Source organism: Thioalkalivibrio sp. ALJ21, from assembly GCF_000378605.1.
Lineage (GTDB): Bacteria > Pseudomonadota > Gammaproteobacteria > Ectothiorhodospirales > Ectothiorhodospiraceae > Thioalkalivibrio.
The window spans coordinates 721,645-742,341 of sequence record NZ_KB905156.1 but is presented as its reverse complement, the minus strand read 5'-3'; the positions used below and the strand labels follow the sequence as shown (position 1 = coordinate 742,341).

16 protein-coding genes are annotated in these 20,697 nt (G+C 66.9%); 11 read left to right on the top strand and 5 right to left on the bottom strand.

What is annotated here, in order from left to right; all coding sequences use genetic code 11:
- The 5 genes from F579_RS0109550 to F579_RS0109530 are packed head-to-tail and all read left to right on the top strand — an operon-like array spanning window position 1 to window position 6,670.
- Window positions 1–1,932, top strand: coding sequence for an XrtA/PEP-CTERM system amidotransferase (locus F579_RS0109550; protein ID WP_019023418.1), 1,932 nt, complete (start codon window positions 1–3; stop codon window positions 1,930–1,932).
- A 2-nt stretch (window positions 1,933–1,934) separates the two neighbouring features.
- A complete protein-coding gene (locus F579_RS0109545; protein WP_019023419.1) occupies window positions 1,935–2,882 on the top strand; it encodes a methyltransferase domain-containing protein in 948 nt (315 codons plus the stop codon).
- Entirely contained in the window at window positions 2,879–4,096 is a 1,218-nt protein-coding gene (locus F579_RS0109540) for a TIGR04063 family PEP-CTERM/XrtA system glycosyltransferase (protein WP_019023420.1), read from the top strand. The genes F579_RS0109545 and F579_RS0109540 overlap by 4 nt, the downstream gene beginning before the upstream one ends.
- A complete protein-coding gene (locus F579_RS0109535) occupies window positions 4,086–5,321 on the top strand; it encodes a glycosyltransferase (protein WP_019023421.1) in 1,236 nt (411 codons plus the stop codon). Before F579_RS0109540 ends, F579_RS0109535 begins: the two co-directional genes overlap by 11 nt.
- A 2-nt stretch (window positions 5,322–5,323) precedes the next feature.
- A complete protein-coding gene (locus F579_RS0109530) occupies window positions 5,324–6,670 on the top strand; it encodes a phenylacetate--CoA ligase family protein (protein WP_019023422.1) in 1,347 nt (448 codons plus the stop codon).
- Here the strand turns inward: F579_RS0109530 and F579_RS0109525 are convergent.
- Window positions 6,664–8,376, bottom strand: a complete 1,713-nt coding sequence (locus tag F579_RS0109525) for an asparagine synthetase B (RefSeq protein ID WP_019023423.1) — start codon at window positions 8,374–8,376, stop codon at window positions 6,664–6,666. The genes F579_RS0109530 and F579_RS0109525 overlap by 7 nt on opposite strands.
- Before the next feature lie 430 nt (window positions 8,377–8,806).
- On the opposite strand from F579_RS0109525, the gene F579_RS0109520 reads away from it, so the two are divergent.
- From F579_RS0109520 to F579_RS0109505, 4 genes are read left to right on the top strand one after another with little or no spacing between them, the layout of a single operon-like run.
- Window positions 8,807–9,058 (top strand): acyl carrier protein, encoded by a 252-nt coding sequence (locus F579_RS0109520; RefSeq protein ID WP_012983883.1) that lies wholly within the window; start codon window positions 8,807–8,809, stop codon window positions 9,056–9,058.
- The gene (locus F579_RS0109515; RefSeq protein WP_019023424.1) at window positions 9,059–9,886 is read left to right on the top strand and encodes a hydrolase 2, exosortase A system-associated; all 828 of its coding nucleotides are present in this window, start codon (window positions 9,059–9,061) and stop codon (window positions 9,884–9,886) included.
- Window positions 9,883–10,767 carry a hydrolase 1, exosortase A system-associated gene (locus F579_RS0109510; RefSeq protein WP_019023425.1) on the top strand — a complete coding sequence of 295 codons (885 nt, stop codon included), beginning with the start codon at window positions 9,883–9,885 and terminating at the stop codon, window positions 10,765–10,767. Before F579_RS0109515 ends, F579_RS0109510 begins: the two co-directional genes overlap by 4 nt.
- Window positions 10,768–10,775: 8 nt before the next feature.
- On the top strand, window positions 10,776–11,777 hold the full coding sequence (locus F579_RS0109505; RefSeq protein ID WP_019023426.1) for a glycosyltransferase: 1,002 nt from the start codon (window positions 10,776–10,778) through the stop codon (window positions 11,775–11,777).
- On the opposite strand, the gene F579_RS0109500 is transcribed toward F579_RS0109505, so the two are convergent.
- Window positions 11,774–12,487, bottom strand: coding sequence for a class I SAM-dependent methyltransferase (locus F579_RS0109500; RefSeq protein ID WP_019023427.1), 714 nt, complete (start codon window positions 12,485–12,487; stop codon window positions 11,774–11,776). The two genes, F579_RS0109505 and F579_RS0109500, sit on opposite strands and share 4 nt — an antisense overlap.
- Before the next feature lie 43 nt (window positions 12,488–12,530).
- Window positions 12,531–14,138 (bottom strand): AMP-binding protein, encoded by a 1,608-nt coding sequence (locus F579_RS0109495; RefSeq protein ID WP_019023428.1) that lies wholly within the window; start codon window positions 14,136–14,138, stop codon window positions 12,531–12,533.
- Window positions 14,139–14,436: 298 nt separating this feature from the next.
- On the opposite strand from F579_RS0109495, the gene F579_RS0109490 reads away from it, so the two are divergent.
- Window positions 14,437–16,236, top strand: a complete 1,800-nt coding sequence (locus F579_RS0109490; RefSeq protein WP_019023429.1) for an ABC transporter ATP-binding protein — start codon at window positions 14,437–14,439, stop codon at window positions 16,234–16,236.
- 16 nt (window positions 16,237–16,252) lie between these two features.
- On the opposite strand, the gene F579_RS0109485 is transcribed toward F579_RS0109490, so the two are convergent.
- Together F579_RS0109485 and F579_RS0109480 are read right to left on the bottom strand one after the other, a co-directional pair.
- On the bottom strand, window positions 16,253–17,458 hold the full coding sequence (locus tag F579_RS0109485) for a pyridoxal-dependent decarboxylase, exosortase A system-associated (protein ID WP_038029807.1): 1,206 nt from the start codon (window positions 17,456–17,458) through the stop codon (window positions 16,253–16,255).
- Window positions 17,459–17,499: 41 nt separating this feature from the next.
- The gene (locus tag F579_RS0109480; protein ID WP_019023431.1) at window positions 17,500–19,098 is read right to left on the bottom strand and encodes an acyl-CoA ligase (AMP-forming), exosortase A system-associated; all 1,599 of its coding nucleotides are present in this window, start codon (window positions 19,096–19,098) and stop codon (window positions 17,500–17,502) included.
- A gap of 181 nt (window positions 19,099–19,279) precedes the next feature.
- Between F579_RS0109480 and F579_RS0109475 the strand changes: the two genes are divergently transcribed.
- A complete protein-coding gene (locus F579_RS0109475) occupies window positions 19,280–20,671 on the top strand; it encodes a putative O-glycosylation ligase, exosortase A system-associated (protein ID WP_019023432.1) in 1,392 nt (463 codons plus the stop codon).
- Window positions 20,672–20,697: the final 26 nt, after the last annotated feature.

Here is a 20,697-nt window from a genome sequence, read left to right as displayed (position 1 = left end):
ATGTGCGGTATCGCCGGTATCTTCGATCTGAACGGGCGGCGCCCAATCGATCGCGCCTGCCTGGAGGGCATGAATGCCACCCAGTTCCACCGGGGCCCGGACGAAGGCGGAATTCACCTGGAGCCGGGGGTCGGGCTGGCGCATCGTCGCCTGTCCATCATCGACCTCAAGGGTGGCCAGCAGCCGCTGTTCAACGAGGACGGCAGCGTCGTCGTCACCTACAACGGCGAGATCTACAACTTCCCGGAGCTGACCCACGAGCTCCAGCGGGCAGGCCATCGCTTTCGTACCCACTGCGATACGGAAGTCATCGTGCACGCCTGGGAGGAATGGGGCGAGGACTGCGTCCAGCGCTTTCGCGGGATGTTCGCCTTCGCCCTCTGGGATCGCCATACCCAGACGCTGTTTATGGCGCGCGATCGCCTGGGCATCAAGCCGCTTTACTTCAGCGAGCTGCCCGATGGCCAGCTGATCTTTGGCTCCGAGCTCAAGGTACTGCTGGCCCATCCCGGGCAGACGCGCGAGCTCGACCCCTGCGCGGTGGAGGAATACTTCGCCTTTGGCTATGTGCCCGAGCCGCGCAGCATTCTGGCCGGCGTCCACAAGCTGCCACCGGGGCATACGCTGACCGTACGGCGCAACCAGCGCTCCGCCGCCAGCCCGCGCGCGTACTGGGATGTCCCCTTTGCGACAGCCGCCCCCATCGGCATGTCGGAGGCGGCGGAGGAGTTGACCGAACGTCTGCGCGAGGCCGTGCGCATCCGCATGGTCGCCGAGGTACCGCTGGGGGCCTTCCTGTCGGGGGGCGTGGATTCCAGCGCCGTGGTGGCGATGATGGCCGGGCTATCCTCGGATCCCGTGCGCACCTGCTCCATCGGTTTTGCCGACCCCGCCTTTGACGAGTCGCGCTATGCCCGGGAGGTTGCCGAGCGTTACGCGACGGAGCATCACAACCGCGAGGTCGACCCCGATGACTTTGCCCTGCTGGGACGCCTGGGCGATCTCTACGATGAACCCTTTGCCGACAGCTCGGCCCTGCCGACCTACCGCGTCTGCGAGCAGGCGCGCCGACAGGTCGTGGTCGCGCTGTCCGGCGACGGGGGCGACGAAAACCTGGCGGGCTATCGCCGATATCGGCACCACCTGGCCGAGGAACGCCTGCGCAATCCGCTGCCCCTGGGCCTGCGACGCGTGCTGTTCGGCGGCCTGGCCCAGGTCTACCCCAAGGCGGACTGGGCCCCGCGCCCGCTGCGCGCCCGGGCGACCTTCCAGGCACTGGCGCGGGATGCGGTCGAGGGATACTTCCAGGGCGTGTCGGTGCTGCGCGACGAGCAGCGCAGCACGCTGTTCTCGCCGGCGTTCCGGCGCGAGTTGCAGGGCTACGGGGCGGTCGAGGTGCTGCGCGCCCATGCCGGGCGGGCCCCGACCGATGACCCGCTCTCGCTGGTGCAGTACCTGGACCTCAAGACCTACCTCCCGGGCGACATCCTGACCAAGGTCGACCGCGCCAGCATGGCGCACTCGCTGGAGGTCCGCGTGCCGCTGCTGGATCACCCGCTGGTGGAGTGGGCCTCCACCCTCGCGCCGGAACTGAAGCTGCGCGACGGCGAAGGCAAGGCGGTCCTGAAAAAGGCGATGGAGCCCTACCTGCCCCACTCGATTCTCTATCGACGCAAGCGGGGCTTCGCCGTACCCCTGGCCAACTGGTTCCGGGGGCCATTGCGCGAGGCGATGCACGAGCGGGTGCTGGGCGAGCAGATGCGTGATTCCGGGCTGTTCGACGAACGCACCCTCGGGCGTCTGGTCGACGAGCATGGCCGGGGCGCGCGCGATCACAGCGCGGCGCTGTGGTCACTGATGATGTTCCAGACCTTTCTGGAAAAGGTGCAACCGACCAGCCCGCGCAGCGGCTGTGTCCTGCCTGGAGCCTAGCCATGTATGGACGCCACCCGGTTGCCGATGCCTCGCGTGCCACCCGCGCGATCCTCAGCAACCTCCTGGCCCGGGGCGCCCCCGGACTCTATGTTCGCCTGACCAACGAGACGGGCCGTGGTCGGGGCGTGGAGACGGCGGAATCCGTGGCGCAGTACTTCACCACCTGCTTCTTTGACTACTTCGATCAGCTGGCGGTCCCGCCCGAGGCCATCGAGGACGCACTTCGCGACAAGCACCTGCTGGAGTACGGGCCCGGCGACGTGCCCGGCGTGGCCCTGCTGATGCTCGCCCATGGCGCGGCCCGGGTAACCTGCGTCGACCGCTTTGCGCTGTCGCAGCGCAGTCCCTTTCAGCTGGAGGTCTTGCAGTGCCTGCTGGACGGTCTGGACCCCGAGGCGCGCGAACGGGCGGCGGCCTGCTTCGAGCGCCCCGGCGATCCGGCCTCCGGGTTTCGCAGCGAGCGGCTGGAATACCGTGTGACCCGGGATGGGCTGTCGGGCCTGAACGCCGAGGTCGACCTGATCTATTCGCGCGCGGTGCTGGAGCACGTCAACGACCTGGACGCGACCTTTCGCGACATGGCGACGGCCCTGAAACCAGGGGCGCTGGCGGTCCACCAGGTGGACCTCAAGAGCCACGGCCTGCACCGCGAAAACCCGCTCGACTTTCTCACCTGGCCGGTCGGCCTGTGGCACTGGATGTATGCCGGCAAGGGTGTCCCGAACCGCTGGCGTCTGGACCGCTACCGCCAGGCGATCAAACGCGCGGGACTCGTGGTTCGGCATCTCGAGTCCACGGCCGAGGCACTGGACGAGGATGTGGCCGCAGTGGCCCCTTATCTGGCCGCGCCGTTTCGCGGGCTCGACCAGGCCACGCTGCGCTGCCTGGGATTCTGGCTCGTGGTGACCCGACCGGCGCCGGGCGACGAAGCGAGGGCGGCGGCATGAAGATCCTCCACGTCCTCGACCACTCCATCCCGCTGCACAGCGGGTACACCTTTCGCACCGCGGCCATCCTGCGCGAACAGCGCCGCAGGGGCTGGCAGACCTGTCACCTGACCAGCCCCAAGCATACCGGCGCCCAGACCGACGAGGAGACGATCGACGGCCTGCATTTCTACCGCACGACCTACAACCCGAGCGCGATCCCGGGGGTCGAACAATGGGGGTTGATGCAGGCGCTGACCCAGCGGCTAACCCGCGTCGCCTGCCAGGTCGCACCTGACATCATCCATGCGCACTCGCCCGCGCTGAATGCCCTGCCGGCCCTGCGTGCCGGTCGCCGGCTGGGCATTCCGGTGGTCTACGAGGTGCGGGCATTCTGGGAGGACGCCGCGGTCGACCATGGCACCGCCCGCGAATATGGCCTGCGCTACCGCCTGACGCGGGAGCTGGAGACCTATGCCCTGAAGCGCGTGGGACATGTCACCACCATCTGCGAGGGGCTGCGCCGCGACATCATCGCGCGCGGCATCCCGGCCGAGCGGGTCACCGTGATCCCCAATGCGGTGGACGCGGATGACTTCCACCTGGGCGGTCAACCCGATCCCGCCCTGAAGGCCGAACTGGGTCTGGGTGACGCCCGTGTGCTCGGCTTTCTCGGGTCCTTTTATGCCTACGAAGGGCTGGACACCCTGCTCGAGGCCTGTCCGCTTATCCAGGCCCGGGCGCCCGACGTGCGCATCCTGCTGGTTGGGGGCGGCCCGCAAGCCGAGCGCCTGAAGGCCCAGGCCGAACGCCTCGGCATCCAGGACCGCGTCATCTTCACCGGGCGCGTCCCGCATCACCAGGTGCAGCGCTACTACGACCTGGTCGACCTGCTCGTGTATCCGCGCCATTCGATGCGCCTGACCGACCTGGTCACGCCGCTGAAACCACTGGAGGCGATGGCCCAGGGGCGCCTTCTGGTGGCATCGGACGTGGGCGGGCACCGGGAGCTGATTCGGGATGGCGAGACCGGCTGGCTGTTCCCGGCCGACAACCCCGAGGCCCTGGCCGCCCGGGTGCTGGAGACGCTCGCGCACCCGGAACACTGGCCACGGGTGCGGGAGAACGGACGGCGTTTCGTGGAACAGGAGCGCACCTGGGCGGCGAGTGTCGCGCGCTACCAGTCGGTCTACGACGGGCTGCGGGCCCGGCCGGAGGTGCTGCGTGCCGGATGACGGGCGCCCACGTCTGGTGGTCTACACGCGCGTGTACCCGAACGCGGCGCAACCCAATCTGGGACTGTTCGTGCGCGAACGCATGCGGCGTGTCGCCGAACATCTCGATCTGGTCGTCGTGGCCCCGGCGCCCTGGTTCCCGTTCCAGCACTGGCTGGGGCGCCTGCGTCCGCACGCCCGACCGCCGCTGCCGGCCTTCGAGAGGCAGGGGTCAATTCACGTATACCACCCTCGTTTCCTGTGTATCCCGGGCCTGTTCAAGTGGACCGACGGCTTCTTTCAGGCGCTCGGCAGCCTGCGCCTGATGCGCCGGCTGCAGCGCGAGTTCGGCTTCGACGTGATCGATGCCCATTTCATCTATCCCGACGGGGTCGCCGCGCGCTGGCTGTCGCGCTGGCTGAACCGCCCCTACACCATCACCCTGCGCGGCAGCCTGAACCGTTTCCGCGACCGGCCACTGCACCGGGTGCAGATTCGCCGGGCGCTGGAGGATGCAGCGCGGGTGTTCTCGGTGGCCGGCGCGCTGCGCGACGAGGCGCTGGGCTGGGGCATCGAGCCCGACCACGTGCAGGTCGTGGGAAACGGGGCCGATCTCGACCGCTTCAAGCCGGAGGACCCGGCCCTGGCCCGGCAGCGCCTGGGCCTGCCCGCCGAGGGGCGGTTCCTGATCTCTGTCGGCGGACTGTCCGAGCGCAAGGGCTTTCACCGCGTGATCGCCACCCTGCCGGAGCTGCTGCAGCAGCACCCGGACCTGCACCTGATGATTGCTGGAGGCGGCACCCCCGAGGGCAACAACGAGGCCGAGCTGCGCCAGCAGGTCCAGTCACTGGGGCTGCAGGACCGGGTATGGTTCCTCGGGCCCGTCGCGCCCGACGAGCTGCGGTTCGTGTACTCCGCGGGGGACTTGTTCGTGCTCGCCACGCGCTTTGAAGGCTGGGCGAATGTATTCCTGGAGGCCTCGGCCTGCGGGCTGCCCATCGTCACCACGGATGTGGGAGGCAACGCCGAGGTGGTCGCCTCGGAGCAGGTGGGGCTGATCGTCCCGTACGGGGATCATGACGCACTGCGCGCGGCGATCCACGAGGCCCTGGGTCGCGAGTGGGACCGCGCGGCGATCCTGTCCCATGCACGGGCGAATGACTGGCGGGTGCGGATTCCGGAACTGGTCGCGGCCTTCGAGACGATCGCCGGGTCCGTGGACCACCGCCTGCCAAGGCGCGCCTGAGCATGGAGCTGTATACATCGCTGGTCGCGCATGGCGCATTTCCCGTGCACGAACGGCTGAAGGGGCACCCGACGGTGCCCCTGCGCAAGGCGCTGGAGGCGACCCAGTGGTGGGCACCCGAGGCACTGGAGAACCTGCAGCTGACCCGCCTGCAGCTCCTGCTCGAACGCGTGGCCCAACAGATACCGTTCTACCGCCAGTGGTTCGCCGACCAGGGCTGGTCACCCCGCGCACTGACGAGCCTTGCGGATCTTGAACGCCTGCCGATCATCGACAAGGCCGTGCTGCGCCAGGCAGGCCATGAGTGGCGAGCGGACGGGGCACAACACCTGGTCGCGCAACGTACCAGCGGTTCGACCGGCGAACCGCTGGCCTTCTGGCTGGGGCGCGAGCGCATTGCGATGGACATCGCCGCCAAGTGGCGCGCGACCCGCTGGTGGGGCGTCGACATTGGCGATCGCGAGCTGGTCCTGTGGGGCGCACCGAACGAGACCGACGTACAGAATCGCCTGCGGTCCTGGCGCGACCGCGTGCTGCGGTCGCGCCTGGTCCCGGCCCGCGACCTCGACCGGGCACGGGTCGATGCCATCATTGACCAGACTCGCGAGTTCCGCCCGCGCATGATCTTCGGCTATCCCTCCGTACTGGCACGGGTCTGCGCACACGCGCGGGAACAGGGCCGGCGCCTGGATGATCTGGGCATTCGGGTGGCCTTTACCACGTCGGAGGTCCTGCGCCCGGAGTGGCGGGCGATCATCACCGACGTACTGGGCTGTGGGATCGCGAACGAGTATGGCGGCCGGGATGCCGGCCTGATCGCACGCGAGTGCCCGCATGGCGGGCTGCACCTGACGGCCGAGGCGCTGATCGTCGAGATCCTGGACGATGCCGGGCGACCGCTTCCGGCCGGCGAGACCGGGCAGATCGTGGTCACCAACCTGATGGGCCCGGAGTATCCCTTCATCCGCTACCGCACCGGTGATCGTGGCGCGCTGGACCCGGCGCCCTGCCCCTGCGGGCGCGGCCTGCCGCTGCTGCGGGAGATCGAGGGGCGGGCCAACGACGGCCTGATCGCGCTCGATGGCCGCTGGGTGCACGGCAGTCATTTCAATTATTGCCTGCGCGAGATCGCGGGCCTGCGCTCGTACAAGATCATCCAGCAGGCGCCGGACCGGATCGAGCTGTTGCTGGTCCTCGACGAACCACTGGCCGATGCCGTGGAGCAAGGCCTGCGGCGCGCCTTCGCGCAGGCCCTGGGGGAACCCCTGGCGGTGGAGATTCGTCAGGTCGAGGCCATCGCCCCGGAGGCCGGTGGCAAACACCGGCACGTGGTCTGCCGGGTTCAGTAACCGCCCGCCTGGGCGCGCGCTTCGGCCGGCATCTCGCTCGCCGGGGCGTGCAGCCAGAGATCCAGCATCATCAGCACCCACACCATGTCGCCGTAGTAGGCCGCATGTCCGTCGCGGTGCAGCGCTATCAGTTCGTCGATGAACTGCGGCCGCAAAAAGCCCTGCCCTTTGAGGCGCAGCAGGCTGTCATAGGCCAGTTCGCGTAGCGGCGCGTGGTCGTGCATCCACACCCCGAAGGGCAGACCAAAGCCATGCTTCTTCTTGTCGATGATGGCGTCGGGCAGGAAGCCCTGCATCGCCTCCTTGTAGAAGTGGCGCAGCCGCTGCCCGCGCAGTTTCTGGTCGGACGGGATGCCCAGGGAGAACTCCACCACGTCGTCATCCAGCATCGGAAAGACGACATCCACGCCGGCCAGCTCGCACATCCGGGTGACCTTGCGCAGGTCGTTGTCGGCCAGGGTCTGCTGCCAGTCCAGGTACATCATGCGGTTCAGAGACGAGGCGTGTGCCGGCTGGTCGTGGATCTCGCGCATCAAATCCCACGGGGCCTGGGTATCCACCGCCGCGAGAAAGTCCGGCTCGAACATCGCCGTGGGCGAGAGGTGGTACAGGTAGTTGTAGGTCTGCAGCCGATCGGGCAGCGGGATGCGCGCCTGCTCCACGTAGCGGCGCGCCTTGCTCAGCCAGCCGGCCCCCTGGGGAATGCGGGTCGCCAGGGGTTCCAGCATGCCCTGGCGCAAGGGGCGCGGCAGGCGCTGCCAGTGCTCGAACAGGCCCTGCTTGGCATAGCGTGCGTTGCCGGCAAACAGTTCGTCGCCACCATCACCGGCCAGCAGCCGGGTCACGCCCGCCTGTGCTGCCATGCGTGCACAGAAATAGGCAGGCAGCGCCGAGGAGTTGCCAAAGGGCTCGTCGTAACTGCCGGCAATCAGGGGCACGGCGGCGACGACATCGTCCGGCGTCACGTAGTACTCGTTCGCCTGGGTCGCAAAGTGCCGGGCCGCGATGCGGGCGTACTCCATCTCGTCGTAACCAGGGGCATCGAAACCGATGCTGAATGTCGGCGGCGGCTCGGGGGTGGTCTCGGCCAGGAGCCCGGCCACGGTCGAACTGTCCAGACCTCCGCTGAGAAAGGCCCCCGGCTTTGGCGTCTCCTGCTGCTGCTTGACGGCATTGCGCAGCTGATCCCGCAGGGCCGTCCCCATTTCGGCGGCATCGCCCATGCGCGCCTCGCGGAAATGCGGGAGCCAGTACGGCCTCACGCGGATTGTGTCCGCCTGACGGTCCAGGTAGTGCGCGGCGCGCAGCTTCTCGACGCCCGCAAATACACTGACCGGTGCGGGCAACATGTGGAAGAAGAGGTAGTGATAAAGCCCCGAGGGGGTCGGTTCGCGGCTCAGACCGGGATAGCGAACCACACTGCCCGCAGTGGTCCCGAAGACTACCCCGCCCGGCACCGCCGCCCAGTGCAGCGAGGCCTGTCCCATACGGTCCACGCCCGCGAGCAGGCGCGGCCGCTGCGGGTCCAGGATCGCCACCACGAAATCCCCCGCCAGCTGGCTGAACAGGGCATCGCCGAAACGCCGGTAGGCGTCCAGCAAGGCATGTGCGGGCGACTGCTCCAGCGCCAGACGCTGCAGGCCGCGCTCCCGCCACCGGGGGTGGCCGGTGATGCCCGCGATCAGCCCATCCGGGGCCTGGACCACCCAGCCGCCCTGGACCAGACACCCGCCCCGGGGGCCATCGCAGCGCGCGCTGGACTCACCCGGGACCGAAGGGAGCCCCGCCTCCTGCAGGCCGAGAATATCGCCCGCCGCCTCCCTGGGCGCTCCAAACCATCCACATAGTCCCGCCATTGGCCTTCCTGTCGCCTGAAGTGGCGTTCAAGGAAACAGCAGCAAATACCCGCCTGTGATGGCGTCCGTGGGCATGCCGATATACAAGTTTCCGCGTTTACCTTCCAGCAAACAAAAAATGCCGGCAAAAGGTAAAACTCAATGATGGAGGGACTGCCGACCACTTTAAAGTATTGATTATTTGGTACCCGCAAGGTCTCCAGTTGTCGGCCACAAACTTTCACAATAGGGCTTCTGGAAGTATGCGGAATGCGCCACCAGGGAACAGGAGATCAGCATTATGTCGACGCTCGAGCACATCAAGGCCTTGCTTGACAGCGCCCTCGGCCTGAACGGCCGCGCCCAGCACTTTGACCGCTCCACCCCCCTGCTGGGCGGGGTCCCCGAACTGGATTCCATGGCGGTGGTTTCCTTGATCAACGAGATGGAAGAACAGTTCGACATCGTCATTGATGACGATGACGTCAGTGCGGAGACGTTCGAGACCGTCGGCGCCCTGGTCGATTTCGTTGAACACAAGAATGGTGCCTAGATGGAGGCCGGTTTCCTGCCGGGCTGCGCCGGACCGGTCTTTTATGTCCTGCACCCGGCCGCCCGGACCCCTGCCCGCGGGCGGGTCCTGTTCGTACCCCCGTTTGCCGAGGAGCTGAACAAGGCCCGGCGCATGGTGGCGCTGCAGGCCCGGCGCATGGCCCGCGAGGGGTACACCGTCCTGCTGCCGGACCTGTACGGCTGCGGCGACAGCGGAGGCGATTTTGGCGATGCGCGCTGGGAGAACTGGCTCGACGACCTCGCGCGCTGCCTGGATCACCTGGAGGCGAAATCCGACGACCAAGGCCCCCTGATCCTCTGGGGACTGCGCGCGGGCGCCCTGCTGATCAGCGACCTTCTGGCCACCCGCGCCCCGTCGGTGGCGGCGACCGTGCTGTGGCAACCGGTCACCAACGGCGAACAGCACCTGACACAATTCCTCCGCCTGCGCATGGCCGCCGCCATGATGGGCGGGGAGAAGGAAAGCACGGGGCAGTTGCGCGGCCGACTGGAGGCGGGAGAAGCCATCGAGGTCGCGGGCTATACCCTGGCGCCAGCACTGGCAGAGGCACTGGCAAAGGCCCGCCTGGCACCACCGCCACACGGGCCGGTGTACTGGTTCGAGGTCAGCGACAGCGAGGGCGCTGCTCTGTCCCCGGGGAGCACCCGGACGCTGGACACGTGGCACGAGCAGGGGGTGGAAGCACACGCCTTCGTTGTCCTCGGCGAACCCTTCTGGAATGCGCCGGACATCCTCGAGGTCCCGGCCCTGCTGGAACACACCATGGATTGCCTGGGACACACCGTATCCCTGGGGCAGGCGGCATGAACGAGCGGGCGGTCGTCTTCCGGCTGGGCGGGGATGAGCTGCTCGGCATCCTTCACCCCGGCGCCGCCGGGGCCGCACGGGGCGTCCTGATCGCCGTGGGCGGCCCGCAGTATCGCGTCGGCAGTCATCGCCAGTTTCTGCTCCTGGCGCGCGACCTGGCGGCCCAGGGGATCCCGGTGTTCCGCTTCGATTTTCGCGGCATGGGCGACGCGTCCGGCGCCCAGCGCGATTACGAAGAGGTGCACGATGACCTGCGCGCGGCGATGGATACCTTCTCGGCCGAGGTACCGGGAATGCGCGAGGTCGTGATCTGGGGGCTGTGCGGTGCGGCCTCCGCCGCCTTGTTCTATGCCTGGCGGGACCCCCGGGTGGCGGGCCTGGTGCTGGCCAACCCGTGGGTCCGCACCGACGAGGGCCTGGCCCGCGCCTACCTGAAGACCTACTACCTCCAGCGGCTTGTTTCGCGCAACTTCTGGTCAGGCGCCCTAAAGGGGCGCTTCAACCCCTGGGTCTCCCTGCGCTCCCTGGGACGAATGGTCGGCACGGTAGTGGGCCGTCGTGCCGGGGCTTCCCCGGCTGCGACCGACGAGGGCCGTGCCGATGCTTCATCTGCCCCCTTGCCGGACCGGATGGCCGAGGGCTGGCGCCGCTTTCGGGGGCCGATCCTGCTGGTCCTGAGCGGAGAGGACCTGACGGCCGCCGAGTTTCGGGATGTGGCCAGCCATGCACCGGCCTGGGACGGCTTGCTGCAACAGCCACGCGTGACCCTGCGCGAACTGCCGGACGCCAACCACACCTTTTCCCACCGCGAATGGCGCGACCAGGTTGCGACATGGACACATGACTGGCTGCGCCAGGCACCAGGACACAGCCCGGGATGATGCCACCCATGGAAGCCTCCCTGGCGCACAACGCACCCCCGGCCGAGCCGGAAGGGCTCCCCCGCAAGCCTCTGGTGTCGGTGGTCATGCCGGCCTTCAACACGGCGGCCTACATTGCCGAATCCGTCGACAGCGTCCTGGATCAGGACTACCCCAGCATCGAACTCATCGTGGTGGACGACGGCTCGACCGACGGGACGGTCGAGATCCTGCGCGGGTATGGCAACCGTCTGACGCTGCTGACCCAGCAGAACCAGGGGGCGGCCGTGGCCCGCAATACCGGCATTGCGGCTGCCCAGGGCGACTTCATCGCCTTCATCGATTCCGACGATGTCTGGCTGCCCGGCAAGCTGACCGCCCAGGTGCTGTATATGCAGCAGTACCCGGAGATCGGCCTGGTGCACACGGATTTTCTGGCGTGGAAGCCCGATGCCAGCGGACAGTTCGCCCCGCCCCATACCCTGGCCGACCCCCCGGTCCCGGTGACCGAGGTGCCGGGGATTGTCCCGGAGGGTTCGGGCTGGGTGTACAACCAGCTGCTGATGGAATCCCTGCCGCATACGATCACGGTGATGATGCGGCGCGAGCTGGTGGAACAGGTCGGCCCGTTCGACCCGCAGCTCAAGCGCGGCCAGGACTATGACTACTGGATTCGAGCCTCGCGCCTGACCGAGTACCGCCAGCTGGACCGGGTCACCGCCCTTTATCGCCTGCACGGGCGTGGCTGCATGACCAAGTACCCGGATGTGAACTACGAGGTCGAAGTGGTCCAGCGGGCGCTGGGCCGCTGGGGTCTGGTGGGACCCAATGGCGAAACGACCCCCTGGCCCCGGGTTCGCGAGCGCCTGGGTGATGCCTGTTTCACCTTCGGCTACCACCATTACTGGGAGGGAGACCCACGGATCGCCCGGCGCGCGTTCTTTCAGGCCCTGGTCCGCCGACCGGGACGCATGAAGACCTGGGGGTATCTGGGGGCCAGTACGGTGAAGGCCCTGCTCGCACGGAGCTAGGCGCGCGCAGGGCCTCGGCGATTTCGGTACACCGCGACACGACCGATCGGCATTTTTTGGAGCCGCCTGGTGCGGTACTCCCGGTAGGCCACCCGCTCCAGAAACGGGGCCTCGTCCAGCAGCCTTCGCTGGGTCGGGTTCTGGTACACGACCAGCACGTCCCGCTCTCCGTCGGCCTGCAGGGCGCTCTCGAGGTTCGCGAGCACGCGCTCCATGATCGCGGCCTTGAAGGGGTTGAACAGGTAGATCAACAGGTCGCCCGGCGGCAACTCGAACGCACCGGCGTCGCCACAGACGGTTTCGATTCGGTGCATACAGCGCTCGGGGTGCCGGTAGATCCGCGCATTCGCGGCGGCGATCGCATCCAGACGCGCGTTGTACTCGACCCCGATGATCCGCCGAAACGGGTGATGCGACGCGAGCAGCAGCGCCTTGCCCTTGCCCGATCCCAGATCAATGAACGCATAGCGCACGGGGGCGATGTCCAGGGAGCGGATGATCCTGTGGAACAGGCGCGGGGGGGCCCCCTCGTATCCCTCGTGCTCCTGCGGCAGACCCGCATCGTCTTCGGCCTGCATGCCGGTATTGGTGCCATGCTTGCGGTCGAAGTCCGTCAGCCGGAACAGGATGTTCCGCGGGATGAGGGCCAGGGTGCGCCACCAGCCATGTCGGTGCAGGGAGGAGCGCAACTGAACCAGCGCATCCATCATCTCGCCGCTCTCGCAGTGGCAGGGCCTGAAAGCACTGGGCTATTCACGCTTCGGCCGCCTGCAGCGTCTCGACGAGCATCTTGCGATCGACCTTGCCATTCGCGTTCAGCGGCAGTTCGTCCAGAAGATGGATTTCCCGGGGCACCATCACGGTGGGGAGCCGCTTCCGCAGTTGTTCTCGAATCCCCTCCACGTCCGCGTGCTCGGCGACCACAAAGGCGATGATGCCGGAAGCCCCGCTCGCGGTGCGCGGCCAGCCGACCGCAACGGCCTGGCCGGTCGCCGCGGCCTCGCGCAGGGCCTGTTCGATCTCGCCCAGTTCGATGCGAACGCCACCAATCTTGATCTGGTGATCGAAGCGTCCGAGAAACTGCAGGGGCTCTTCGGGATACGGGCGCCGCACGAGATCGCCCGTACGGTAATGAAGGGTGTCGTCTTCCCCGAGCCGGATGAACGCGGCCGCGGTGCGCTCGGGATCCTTCCAGTACCCGGCGCTTACCTGTGGCCCGCTGATCAGCAGTTCGCCCTCTCCTCCTTCTGGCACTTCCCGAAAGGCCTCGTCGACCACAAGAACCCCAACCTGGTTGCCCGGATAGCCGATGGGCGCCATCCCGTGTATGCACTCCGCCGGCGACCGCTCGGGATCCCAGCGGTAAAAGCAGGCATCGACGGTGCACTCGGTGGGTCCGTAGGCATTGTCGATCGTGGCGTTGGGGGCGGCGGCCGCCATAATCCTGGCCAGTTCCGCCGACAGGGCCTCGCCGCCAAAGCGGCACAGCCGCAGCTGGGGGAAACGGCCGGGGGCCCAGCCGTTGCGGCGACTCATGCCATGGCCGGCCGACGGCGTGATGTCGATGACGCTCAGGGCCTTGTCGGCGATGTAGCGGTTGGGGTTGAACCACTCCCGGGCGGAGGGGCAACAAAGACACGCCCCGTAGGCCCAGCCCACGTACAGGTCGAACATCGAGGAGTCGAAGGTAATGTCGTAGAACTGCGAGAACCGATCATTCTCGCTCAGCCCCAGAGGGTCATAGCGCTCCCGCGACATGGCGACGAACCGGACCGCATTGCGATGACGCACGGCCACGCCCTTGGGTACGCCGGTACTGCCCGAGGTGAAGAACAGACAGGCGAGATCGTCAGGATTGACCCGGGCCGGCGACCATCCGTCGGGGGTCGAGGCCGCGTCCAGGGCATGAAAGGCATGTCCGGGCCAGCGGGACCGAAAGGCATCGCAGTCCTCCCGGGTCGGCAGCCAGATCGCGCAATCGGAATGTTCCGGCCCCAGCCAGCCATCCAGCGACTGCATCCCGGTGGCATCCACGACCAGGGCCCCCAGACCGGCCAGATCGACCATCCGCCGTGTTCGCTCGGGGGGGAAGGACGGATTCAGGGGTACCAGCGTGTGCCCGGCCATCAGCACCCCCAGAAGGCCCTGATACAGTATGCGCGAGCGCTGGGCCAGAACGCCGATCGTGCGCGGCCCGTCGGCGGGCAGGACGGCCTGAAGGTCCGAAGCCAGGCTGGCGCTGGCGGCGTAGAGATCCCGATAACGGATCTCGCCCCCCTCCACATCCAGCGCCGGGCGATCCGCGAACTGCCTTGCCGCATGCAGGAAACCGGCGTGCAAACCGTACTCGTCCATGGCCATCCGACCACTCCTTGAAGTCACAAATGTACGGGATGGAGGCCGCTCCTGCTGGCGGCGGTTTTTACTTGAATACTCGCCGGAAGCTGGCTTCCCACCCTCTTCTGGGAGAATCCGGAAACCTGTTAAATCACGCAATCCCGACCGCGGGGGATTTACCTGATGTTTCGGATTGGACGGCCGCATGAGTTTTGTAATTAACGCGCCATTCCTCCCCGTCAGGACTCACTTTCCCGTTTCCTCGAGGGTAAAAAAACGCTATACGTCATAGGGATCTCGATGCTGAAAACCGGTTGATTACATGTTCGGAACCTTGCGCAAGTTGAACGCCCTTTTGCACCCCCGCGACCGGCGCAAGGTAGGGCTGCTGGTGATCCTGATGATCATCACGGCGTTCATGCAGACCGTGGGGGTCGCTTCGGTGATGCCGTTTCTCGCGGTGCTGTCCGACCCGGACATGGTTCACGGCCACGCGCTGTTGAGCGAGGCGTACAACACCCTCGGTTTCGAGTCGACCGGAGAGTTTCTCTACTTTCTGGGGATGGCCGCGTTTGTGATGTTCATGCTCGGGACGCTCTTGCAGGCGCTGACGCAGTGGTCGATCACCCGCTTCTCCCACATGCAGCAATACGAACTGTCGCGCCGTCTGATGGCCGACTATCTGCGACGGCCCTATACCTTTTTCCTGCACCGCAATTCCGGCGATCTGGCCAAGACAATCCTGCAGGAGACCACGCACGCGATCAGTGGCGCTCTGATGCCGGCCATGCGCCTGGTCAGCCAGGGTCTGCTGGCCATCTCGCTCATCGTCCTGCTCATCCTGGTCGAGCCGTGGCTCGCGCTCACCGTGGCCCTGGGCCTGGGCAGCGTCTATGCGGCCATCTATGTCGTGGCCCGTATCTGGCTGAACCGGATCGGACAGGACCGGGTGGAGGCCAACCGCGAGCGTTTCACCGCGGCGGCCGAGGCCTTCGCGGGCGCCAAGGAGATCCGCCTGCTGGGGCGCGAACGCGACTACCTGGAGCGCTACCGCCACCCGTCCAGGCGCTATGCCCGGCACCAGGCGAATGCGGTACTCCTGCAGGACACCCCGCAATACGCGATCGAGGCGATCGCCTTTGGTGGCGTACTGCTGCTCGTGCTGTATCTGATGGCCGGCGACGGGGGACTGGCGCAGGCCCTTCCCCTGCTCGGCCTGTATGCGCTGGCGGGCAAGCAACTGATTCCCGCCTTCCAGAAGATCTTCCAGAACGTGGCGGCACTTCGCTTCAATTTTGCGGCGGTCGACAACATCTTGAAGGATCTGGGTGATCGGGGCGGCGACATCCTGCCCCCGCGCGGCGAGGCCTCGGCTGCCCTGTCACCACAGCAGGCCATTCGGGTCGAGGGCGTGACCTATCGCTACCCCCAGCATGACCGCGTTGCACTGGACCACCTCTCGCTGGAGATCCCGGCCCGCACGACCATCGGGCTGGTGGGTTCGTCCGGGGCCGGCAAGAGCACGCTGGTGGATGTCCTGCTCGGGCTGCTGGAACCCGACGAGGGGGCGATTGTCGTCGACGGGCAGCCACTCACGGCGGCGAACGTGCGGCAATGGCAGGCGGCACTCGGGTATGTCCCGCAGCACATCTTCCTGGCCGACCAAAGTGTCGCCGCCAATATCGCCCTGGGCGTACCGGAGGCCGAGGTCGACCATGCCGCGGTGGAACGGGCCGCGCGCCTGGCCAACCTGCACGACTTCGTGATGAACGACCTCCCGCACGGCTACGACACCCTGATCGGGGAACGCGGGACCCGCCTGTCCGGCGGACAGCGTCAACGCATCGGCATTGCCCGGGCCCTCTACCGCGACCCGGCGGTGCTCTTCTTCGACGAGGCCACCAGCGCCCTGGACAACGCCACCGAACGCGCCGTGATGGACGCCATTCACAACCTGAGCGGCGACAAGACGATCATCCTGGTCGCGCACCGGCTGAGCACTGTCAAACCCTGCGATCAGATCTACGTGCTCGATGGCGGGCGTCTGGTCGACCAGGGCCGCTGGGAGATGCTGGTTGACGGCAGCACGCACTTCCAGCAGCTGGCCGCCGGCCACGCCTGACACCGGACTCCTCGCGTCAGACGAGGATCTCCGCCGGCTCCGGGTGGCTGAGGAACCCCCTGGGGCTGGCCGTGTAGCCATAGGCCCCGGACTGGAAGACCACCACCAGATCGCCAATCTCCGCGCGAGGCAGTTCCATCTGCTGACCCAGGACGTCCAGTGGGGTGCACAGCGGCCCGACAACGTCCACGACTTCGGTTTCCGTTTTCCCCATGCGGTTGCCGATGGCGACCGGGTAGTTCTTGCGGATCACCTGGCCAAAGTTGCCCGAGGCCGCCAGGTGGTGATGGAGCCCCCCATTGGTGACGAGGAATACCCGGCCGCGCGAGACCTTGCGGTCCAGCACCTCGGCGACGTACACGCCCGCCTCCCCCACCAGGTAACGGCCCAGCTCGAGGATGATCTCGGCCCGCGGCATCCGCGCGCGCACCTCCGGCAGGCGTTGCTCGAGCTGCTCGGCGATGGGGCCCAGGGTCAGCGGTTGATCGCCCGGGAAATAGGGGATGCCGAAACCGCCCCCGATGTTCAGTGTCTCCACCGGCCCCGGGGCATGGTCGGCGAGGCGCAATGCCAGGTCGAGGGTCAGGCCCTGGGCCTCCACCAGCGACTCGGCGCGCAGGTTCTGCGAACCGGAAAAGATGTGAAAACCGCGAAAGTGCAGCCCCAGCTCGCCAATGCGCCCCAGCATCGCGGGCACGCACTCGGCATCCACGCCGAATACCTTGGGCCCGCCACTCATCTTCATGCCCGAGGTCTTCAGCTCGAAGTCGGGGTTCACGCGCACCGCGACGCAGGGCGTCCTGCCGGTACGTTCGGCGATCGCCGCGACCCGCGTCAGTTCGGTATCGGACTCGAGGTGGATCGTGATCCCCGCGGCCACCGCCATCTCCAGCTCGGCCGGGGACTTGCCCGGCCCGGCGAAGCTGATATCGGCCGCGGACACCCCGGCGTCCAGGGCAATCTGCAGTTCGCGCCCGGAGGCGACATCCAGGCCATCGACCAGCGAGGCCATATGACCCACGACCGCCGGCATCGGGTTCGCCTTGATCGCGTAGTGGATCGACAGGTCCCGGGGCAAGGCCTGGCGCAGGGCCTGGACGCGGCGCGTCATGACCTGTCGATCATAGGCATAGAACGGGGTCCGGCCCGCACGGCGGGCGATCTCGGCCAGGGGGATACCGCCGATCAGCAGCGAGTGGTCGCGCACCTCGAAGGCCGCCATCGCCGCATGCCGGGGAGCGGAGGTCATGGATACCGCCCGGTTCATGACAGGGCGACCTCCTGGAACAGGCCCTCGAACTCGGCCGCCAGCGCCTTGCGGTCAATCTTGCCATTGCCATTGCGAGGCAGGGATTGCGACCGCAGCTCCAGGTGGCTGGGCACCATGAAGGCCGGCAAGCGTTCGCGCAGCAGTGCCATCAACTGGTCATGGGTCACCGAGGGTTCGGCGGGCAGCGCGACCAGGACGACGGCCTGACCCAGCTGCGGATGCGCGATACCCAGCGCCGCCCCTTCGGTCACCAGCCCCGTTGCATAGGCAACCTCCTCGATCTCCACCGGGCTCACCCGATACCCCGAGGTCTTGATCATCTCGTCGCGCCGGCCGACGAAGTACAGATATCCGTCCTCGTCCATCCGCACCGTGTCCCCGGACCACACGGCCATCTCCTGGCCTGGAAGGCCTTCGGGTTGCCCCGGCGCGGGGCGAAAGCGCTGGGCCGTACGCGCGGCATCGTTCCAGTAGCCCATCGCGACCAGGGCCCCGCGATGGACCAGCTCGCCGGGCTCTCCGGGCGCGCAACGGCTGCCGTCCTCGCGCACGACCATGACCTCGGCATTGGGTATCGCCCGCCCCATGGAGTCGGGTCGACGATCGACCTCCTCGGGCGGCAGATAGGTCGAACGGAAGGCCTCCGTGAGGCCGTACATCAGATAGACCTGAGTGCGCGGCAGATGCGCCCGCAGACGCTTCAGGGTCTTCAGGGGCATCGCGCCGCCCGAGTTCGTGATGTAGCGCAGGGATCGCCGCGCGGCCTCCGGCCATTCCATCTCGGCCAGCTGGATCCACAGCGGTGGCACTGCCGCCAGCCCGGTGATCCCGCCCTGACTCACCGCCTTCAGCACGTCGCGGGGCAGGAGGTAGTTAAGCAGGGTGGCATGGGCGCCGGTCAGGAACGCGGTGGTCAACTGACTGAAGCCGTAATCGAAGCTGAACGGCAGCACGCAGAGGATGCGGTCCTCCGCGCGATTGTGCAGATAGTGCGCGACGCTTTGCGCACCGGCCACCAGGTTGCGGTGCGACAGCACCACGCCCTTGGGCCGTCCAGTGCTGCCGGAGGTATAAAGGATCGCCGCCATGTCCGTGTCGATGACCCGATGGGCCGTCCGGCCCAGCCCGAAATCCGCCGCCGATTGCCAGGCCTCGAGCCGCGGCCCGCTCGATGTGTCGGCGTCGGGCGGTGTGTCCACGAACAGGATGGTGTCCAGCTCCGGACATTGCGCCAGGACATCGCGCAGCGCGGCATGGCGCACGGCGGACGTGACCAGGACACGCACCCCGCAGTCCCGAAGGATGTGCGCGACCTGCGAGGCCTTCAGCAGCGGGTTGACGGGGACCATCACCCCTCCCGCCCGCGAGGCCCCGAACATCGCATGGACCGCCTTCGGACATTTGTCCAGATACACCGCAACCCGGTCCTGTCGCTGGAGCCCGGTGGCGAGTAGCCGTCGCGCCGCGTTCTCGATGTCGCTGGCGGCCGCCTCGTATGACTGCGTGACCCCCCGATGGGTGATGGCCGAGGCCATTGGGTTTCGCTCGGCGCTGTGCAGAACGCCTTCGTGCAGCAGGGTGGTGTGACGCATGATCAGAATGGACTCCGTCAATGTGGATTCGGCACGCAGCCGAGTACGAATCTTTTACAACCCCATACCCACTCGTTCGGTAAATAGGCTACTCTTCGAATGGGCTGAATACTATCGCCGTTTTCATGTGTCGATATGCTAATCGACACACACGTACTGCTGTATAGCGGAACTCTCTGCGATGCGCGACTACCTGCTTTTTTTTATAATCATGGTGTTGATCCCGGTGATCCTGGCAAGGCCCTGGGTCGGCATCCCGGCCTGGTTCTGGGTCGGCCTGATGGCCCCGCACGGCCTCACCTGGTCTTTCATGCGCACCTTCCCCGTGGCCGCCGTCATCGGCATGACGACGCTGGCCGCGCTGTTTCTGGCCAAGGATCGCCGGCCAATGCCAATGACGCGCGAGATGGTGATGTTATGGGTCTTTCTCGGCTACATCACCATGACTTCGTATTTTGCGGTAAATTCCAGCGGCGCATGGGACTTCTGGCAGCACGTTTTTAAGATCCTGCTGATTACATTTATCACACCCATGCTGATATTCGGTCAGCTTCGTATCGTCTGGCTGTTATTAGTTATTACATTCTCCATCGCCTTTTACGGGTTCAAGGGCGGCCTGTTCACACTGTCCACGGGCGGGCAGTACATGGTGCTGGGCCCGCCGGGCTCCTATCTGGCCGGGAACACGTACATCGGACTGGCAATGGTGATGGTGCTGCCGCTGATCCTGGTCAGCGCGCGGCTGTTCCGCGAGCGCTGGGTGGATCTCGAGATCCCGGGCCTGGAGCGCTTCTACCGGCCGATCAGCTGGGCCGTCTACGGCGTGTTCTGGCTGACCGCCATCGCGATCCTCGCGACCTATTCCCGGGGAGCCCTGCTGGGATTCCTGGTGGTGGCGCCGTTCCTCTTCTGGCACATGCGCCACAAGCTGGCGATGGTGATGGTTGGCGTGCTGGCCTTCGGGGTCATCGGGGTTACCGCGCCGGATCGCCTGCTGGACCGCTGGAGCACGATCGAGACCTACGAGGAAGACCGTTCCGCCATGCAGCGCATCCAGGCGTGGGGCGTGAACTGGAACATGGCCACCGAGCGGCCGCTGACCGGGATGGGCTTTCGCAACCACCACCTCGGCTATGACTGGTGGGTCGGCTATGCGAATTTCGAAGGGGACTGGCGCCACGTGCTGTCGCCGCACAGCATCTATTTCGGCCTGATGGGCGAGCATGGCTTTGGCGGGCTCGCCACGTTCCTGCTGCTGGTCGGCTTCACGTTTTTTTCGCTGAACCGGATCCGCAAGCGAGCCCGACTCGAGACGGGGCAGATCTGGCTAGCGGAATACGCCTGGGCCATCCAGGTGGGGTTGCTCGGCTACCTGGCCGCCGGGGCATTCCTCGACGTGATCTACTTCAACCTGCTGTTCGCGTTCATCGCCCTGGCCGTCATCATGCGCCGCGAACTGGAAGAAGCACCCCGCGCGGCCGAGGCACCCGTGCCCGCACCGGTCCAGGCAAATGCGTTCCCGACGCGCGCCGAGCCCGACAGCGCCACCGGGGCGCCCGGCGTCTCGCGCTAGGCAGCGCTGGTCAATGCGCGCGCATG

What these genes read in the sequence shown, in the direction of transcription:
- F579_RS0109545 (WP_019023419.1), top strand. Translation starts at nt 1,935, where the DNA reads ATGTATGGACGCCACCCGGTTGCCGATGCCTCGCGTGCCACCCGCGCG.
- F579_RS0109550 (WP_019023418.1), top strand. Translation starts at nt 1, where the DNA reads ATGTGCGGTATCGCCGGTATCTTCGATCTGAACGGGCGGCGCCCAATC.
- F579_RS0109500 (WP_019023427.1), bottom strand. Translation starts at nt 12,487, where the DNA reads ATGATGGATGCGCTGGTTCAGTTGCGCTCCTCCCTGCACCGACATGGC.
- F579_RS0109530 (WP_019023422.1), top strand. Translation starts at nt 5,324, where the DNA reads ATGGAGCTGTATACATCGCTGGTCGCGCATGGCGCATTTCCCGTGCAC.
- F579_RS0109540 (WP_019023420.1), top strand. Translation starts at nt 2,879, where the DNA reads ATGAAGATCCTCCACGTCCTCGACCACTCCATCCCGCTGCACAGCGGG.
- F579_RS0109490 (WP_019023429.1), top strand. Translation starts at nt 14,437, where the DNA reads ATGTTCGGAACCTTGCGCAAGTTGAACGCCCTTTTGCACCCCCGCGAC.
- F579_RS0109520 (WP_012983883.1), top strand. Translation starts at nt 8,807, where the DNA reads ATGTCGACGCTCGAGCACATCAAGGCCTTGCTTGACAGCGCCCTCGGC.
- F579_RS0109480 (WP_019023431.1), bottom strand. Translation starts at nt 19,098, where the DNA reads ATGCGTCACACCACCCTGCTGCACGAAGGCGTTCTGCACAGCGCCGAG.
- F579_RS0109510 (WP_019023425.1), top strand. Translation starts at nt 9,883, where the DNA reads ATGAACGAGCGGGCGGTCGTCTTCCGGCTGGGCGGGGATGAGCTGCTC.
- F579_RS0109495 (WP_019023428.1), bottom strand. Translation starts at nt 14,138, where the DNA reads ATGGCCATGGACGAGTACGGTTTGCACGCCGGTTTCCTGCATGCGGCA.
- F579_RS0109485 (WP_038029807.1), bottom strand. Translation starts at nt 17,458, where the DNA reads ATGGCGGCCTTCGAGGTGCGCGACCACTCGCTGCTGATCGGCGGTATC.
- F579_RS0109515 (WP_019023424.1), top strand. Translation starts at nt 9,059, where the DNA reads ATGGAGGCCGGTTTCCTGCCGGGCTGCGCCGGACCGGTCTTTTATGTC.
- F579_RS0109505 (WP_019023426.1), top strand. Translation starts at nt 10,776, where the DNA reads ATGGAAGCCTCCCTGGCGCACAACGCACCCCCGGCCGAGCCGGAAGGG.
- F579_RS0109475 (WP_019023432.1), top strand. Translation starts at nt 19,280, where the DNA reads ATGCGCGACTACCTGCTTTTTTTTATAATCATGGTGTTGATCCCGGTG.